This is a genomic window from Roseateles sp. (genome assembly GCF_044373315.1).
In the GTDB taxonomy this organism is placed as follows: Bacteria; Pseudomonadota; Gammaproteobacteria; order Burkholderiales; family Burkholderiaceae_C; genus JACDQM01.
This window is the reverse complement of the sequence record NZ_JBILQK010000190.1, coordinates 1-3,568: the sequence shown is the minus strand read 5'-3', so window position 1 is coordinate 3,568 and position 3,568 is coordinate 1. Positions and strand designations below refer to the sequence as shown.

Below are 3,568 nucleotides of genomic sequence, written 5' to 3'. Positions count from 1 at the left end.
TTCTTCAAGCGCCTGTTCGGCGGCAAGTGAGGGGATGAGCAACCATGGGATTCCTCTCGTTCTTTCTCGGTGAAAAGAAGAGCTCCGCCAGTGTGGCCAAGGAGCGCCTGCAGCTGATCCTGGCGCATGAGCGCAACGGCCGCAGCACCAGCCCCGACTATCTGCCGCAGCTGCAGCGCGAGCTGGTGGCGGTGATCTCCAAGTATGTCTCGATCAATCCGGAGGACATCAAGGTCCATATGGAGCGGCAGGACGACCTGGAAGTGCTCGAAGTCAAGATCGAGCTGCCGGAGACGCGTCGCTAAAAGCGCCGCTGATCGATGCCGCTGACTTGAATCGTCAGCGTGCGGCGCGGGCCTGCTCGCGTCGCATGAACAGATACAGGCTCTCGACCTTGGCGCGCGCCCACGGCGTCTTGCGCAGGAACTTCAGGCTCGAGGCCACGCTGGGATCGCTCTGGAAGCAGCGGATCTCGATGCGCTGCCCCAACTCTTCCCAGCCGAAGTACTCGACCAGCGCAGTGACGATGGCTTCCAGCGTCATGCCATGCAGCGGGTCCTTGGCGGCCTTGCCGGTGTCGCTGGTACTCATTGGTGGTCGAACTGCTCGTGGTTCTTGCCCTTGAAGGGGGCGTAGAAGCGCTTGATCGCGACCATATCCGCCTCGATGTCACCCGTGGGCTGGAACACCGGCCCCAGGCCGCTGAGCTTGCGCGCGTAGTCCATATAGGCCATCACGATGGGCACCTGCGCCTCGTGCGCGATCCAGTAGAAGCCGGTCTTCCAGTAGCGCGTCTTGCTGCGCGTGCCCTCAGGCGGCACGATCAGCTGCACCGGCCCATCGGCCGCGCGCAAGGCTGCAGCCGAGGCGGCCACCAGATTGGTCGACTGCTCGCGGTTCACCGCGATGCCGCCCAGCCAGCGCATCAGCGGGCCGAAGGGCCAGCGGAAGATCTGCTGCTTGCCCATCCAGTAGATGTTCAGGCGCAGCGCGAAGGCCACCATCAGCGTGTAGGGCAGGTCCCAGTTGCTGGTGTGAGGCGCGGCGATCAGCACGCACTTGGGCTGATTCGCCGGCAATGCGCCGTCCAGCTTCCAACCGGTCATTTTGAGAAAGCCGATTGAAAACGCACGCAGGACGGTGTTCACGCCAGGCGTGCTGAAGATGGTTCGGTGCATGGGGGGTACAGCAGAAATGAAACTGCCGCGATTGTCGGTGCAGTGCGACTCGTCAGTGCCTCAAATTGCAGCAAGGCGTTGATCTGATCGAGAAATCAATCACTTGGCGCGTCGATCGGCAGGCTGTGCACGGACTTGTCCACAGGCGCTGGGGATGGACTGGGCGCGAGCGTGCCGGGCGAAGCCTCGCTTTGCAGCGCGACGGCCTGCGGCGCGTCCAGGCGCAAATCGCTGCGTGCGCAGGCCACGCAGGGCAGGATCCAGCCTTCTTCCTTTTCTTCACGCAGCAGGCCCGGCCACTCCACCTGGTAGTCGATGCGGCCTTCCAGCAGCCGCGTCATGCAGGCCCGGCAGGTGCCGTTGCGGCAGGAGTGCGGCAGGCGATAGCCGGCCTGCAGCGCGGCCAGCAGCAGGCGCTGCCCGGGCGGGCTGCTGAATTCCCAGCCTTGCGGCTCGATGCGGATGCGGTGAAGGGTCTCGGGCGGCGCGCTCATGCTGGCATGATGCCGGCTTTTGCACCGAGTCTGCCGCCCATGCCTGTCGTCAAACCCTTCGCCGCCAAGGCGCGCCGCCATGTGCTGCGCACCTTCGTCACCGGCTTCCTCACCGTGCTGCCGCTGGTGGCCACGCTGGTGCTGCTGGGCTGGGTGATGTCCTTGCTGATGGACTATCTAGGACCGAACAGCGTACTGGGCCACACGCTGGGGCGCCTGGGCCTGCGCCTGACCGAGTCGCCGCTGGCCGCTTACCTGATCGGCCTGGGCGTGGTGCTGGCCCTGGTCTATCTGTTGGGCCTGCTGGTGGAGACGCAGCTGCAGCGCCGCGTCAAGGCGCTGGTCGAGGCGCTGATCGCGCGCATTCCGGTGATCAGCACCGTCTACGACCTGCTCAAGCGCATGATCGAGATGATGTCCAAGCGCGACGAAGCCGGCGTGCGCGCGATGGCGCCGGTGTGGTGCCACTTCGGCGGCGTCAAGCCCGAGGGCAGCGCTCTGGTGCTGGGCCTGCTGTCCAGCCCGGACCCGGTGGCCATCGATGGCGTCGAGTACCTGGCCGTGCTGGTGCCTACCGCGCCGGTGCCGGTGGGCGGTGGCCTGTTCTATCTGCCGCAAGCCTGGGTCCGGCCGGCCGACATCGGCATGGAAGGGCTGACCAGCCTCTATGTATCGATGGGCGTCACCACGCCCGAGGTGCTGGGCCGCAAGCGCTGACTAGCATGGAGCCATCGCTCAAATACCTGGCTGGCTACGCGCCCGCCCTGCAGGCGCAGGTTCGCCAGCTGATCGACGAGGGGCGCCTGGGCGACTATCTGCAGCGCCGCCATCCCGACGCGCATGAGGTGCGCAGCGACAAGGCGCTGTTCGACTACACGCAGGAGCTCAAGACCCGCTATATGCGCAATGCCGAGCCTCTGGCCAAGGTCTGCTACGACGCAAAGCTCAAGGTCATCCAGCATGCCTTGGGCACGCACACGCGCGCCAGCACGGTGCAGGGCGCGCGGCTGAAGACGCGCCGCGAGATCCGCGTGGCCACACTCTTCAAGGAGGCTCCGGCCGACTTCCTGCGCATGATCGTGGTCCACGAACTGGCCCATATCCGCGAGCTTGAGCACAACAAGGCCTTCTACCAGCTCTGCATGCACATGGAGCCCGACTACGGGCAGCTGGAGTTCGACTTGCGGCTGTGGCTGCTGCACCAGGAGCAGGCGCAATCATGATCATTCTGGCGCCGATGGAGGGCCTGCTCGACCACATGCTGCGCGACGTGCTGACGCGCGTCGGTGGCATCGACCGCTGCGTCTCCGAGTTCATCCGCATCACCGACATGTTGATGCCCAAGCGCGTGTTCACCCGCATCGTCCCTGAGCTGCTGCATGGCGGCCGCACGCCGGCGGGCGTGCCGGTGCGCGCGCAGTTGCTGGGCTCGGATGTGCAGTGCATGGCCGAGAACGCAGCCAAGCTGGCCACGCTGGGGCCGGCCGGGATTGATCTGAACTTTGGCTGCCCGGCCAAGTGCGTGAACCGCCACCGCGGCGGGGCGGTGCTGCTGGATGAGCCGGAGCTGATCCACCAGATCGTGGCTGCCGTGCGCCGCGCCGTGCCGGCCGAGGTGCCGGTGTCGGCCAAGATGCGCCTGGGCTATATGGACGAGAGCCGCACGCTGGAATGCGCGCAGGCCATCGAGGCCGCCGGTGCTGAAGAGCTGGTGATCCACGCGCGCACCAAGGCTCATGGCTACCGGCCACCGGCCTATTGGGAGCGCATCCAGGCGGTGCGCGAGGCGCTGGCCATCACGGTGGTGGCCAACGGCGAGATCTGGACCGCGGCGGATGCTCAGCGCTGTGTTGAAGAGTCCGGCTGCCAAGACCTGATGCTGGGCCGCGGCATGGT

Annotated in this window: 7 protein-coding genes; 4 read left to right on the top strand and 3 right to left on the bottom strand. The window is 66.0% G+C overall.

Annotated elements, in window-relative coordinates:
• The first annotated feature begins 44 nt into the window (after positions 1–44).
• A complete protein-coding gene (gene minE, locus ACIQ67_RS20170; protein WP_397536161.1) occupies positions 45–305 on the top strand; it encodes a cell division topological specificity factor MinE in 261 nt (86 codons plus the stop codon).
• 34 nt (positions 306–339) lie between these two features.
• Here the strand turns inward: minE and ACIQ67_RS20165 are convergent, their stop codons facing one another.
• The 3 genes from ACIQ67_RS20165 to ACIQ67_RS20155 form a co-directional block, all read right to left on the bottom strand.
• Positions 340–591: a VF530 family DNA-binding protein gene (locus tag ACIQ67_RS20165; RefSeq protein ID WP_397536160.1), complete on the bottom strand. Its 252-nt coding sequence runs from the start codon at positions 589–591 to the stop codon at positions 340–342.
• Positions 588–1,178, bottom strand: a complete 591-nt coding sequence (locus ACIQ67_RS20160; protein ID WP_397536159.1) for a lysophospholipid acyltransferase family protein — start codon at positions 1,176–1,178, stop codon at positions 588–590. Before ACIQ67_RS20160 ends, ACIQ67_RS20165 begins: the two co-directional genes overlap by 4 nt.
• 95 nt (positions 1,179–1,273) lie before the next feature.
• Positions 1,274–1,672, bottom strand: a complete 399-nt coding sequence (locus ACIQ67_RS20155) for a 2Fe-2S iron-sulfur cluster-binding protein (RefSeq protein ID WP_397536158.1) — start codon at positions 1,670–1,672, stop codon at positions 1,274–1,276.
• 39 nt (positions 1,673–1,711) lie between these two features.
• Here ACIQ67_RS20155 and ACIQ67_RS20150 point away from each other — a divergent pair, with 39 nt between their 5' ends.
• From ACIQ67_RS20150 to ACIQ67_RS20140, 3 genes are all read left to right on the top strand, one after another.
• Positions 1,712–2,389: a DUF502 domain-containing protein gene (locus tag ACIQ67_RS20150; protein ID WP_397536157.1), complete on the top strand. Its 678-nt coding sequence runs from the start codon at positions 1,712–1,714 to the stop codon at positions 2,387–2,389.
• A gap of 5 nt (positions 2,390–2,394) precedes the next feature.
• Positions 2,395–2,895 carry a M48 family metallopeptidase gene (locus ACIQ67_RS20145; protein WP_397536156.1) on the top strand — a complete coding sequence of 167 codons (501 nt, stop codon included), beginning with the start codon at positions 2,395–2,397 and terminating at the stop codon, positions 2,893–2,895.
• Positions 2,892–3,568 (top strand): tRNA dihydrouridine synthase (locus ACIQ67_RS20140; RefSeq protein WP_397536155.1); only part of this gene is annotated, 677 nt, incomplete at its 3' end. The genes ACIQ67_RS20145 and ACIQ67_RS20140, both read left to right, overlap by 4 nt.

Bases quoted from the DNA above. Each gene is read 5' to 3' on its own strand.
- minE (WP_397536161.1), top strand. From the start codon at position 45: ATGGGATTCCTCTCGTTCTTTCTCGGTGAAAAGAAGAGCTCCGCCAGT.
- ACIQ67_RS20165 (WP_397536160.1), bottom strand. From the start codon at position 591: ATGAGTACCAGCGACACCGGCAAGGCCGCCAAGGACCCGCTGCATGGC.
- ACIQ67_RS20150 (WP_397536157.1), top strand. From the start codon at position 1,712: ATGCCTGTCGTCAAACCCTTCGCCGCCAAGGCGCGCCGCCATGTGCTG.
- ACIQ67_RS20145 (WP_397536156.1), top strand. From the start codon at position 2,395: ATGGAGCCATCGCTCAAATACCTGGCTGGCTACGCGCCCGCCCTGCAG.
- ACIQ67_RS20155 (WP_397536158.1), bottom strand. From the start codon at position 1,672: ATGAGCGCGCCGCCCGAGACCCTTCACCGCATCCGCATCGAGCCGCAA.
- ACIQ67_RS20160 (WP_397536159.1), bottom strand. From the start codon at position 1,178: ATGCACCGAACCATCTTCAGCACGCCTGGCGTGAACACCGTCCTGCGT.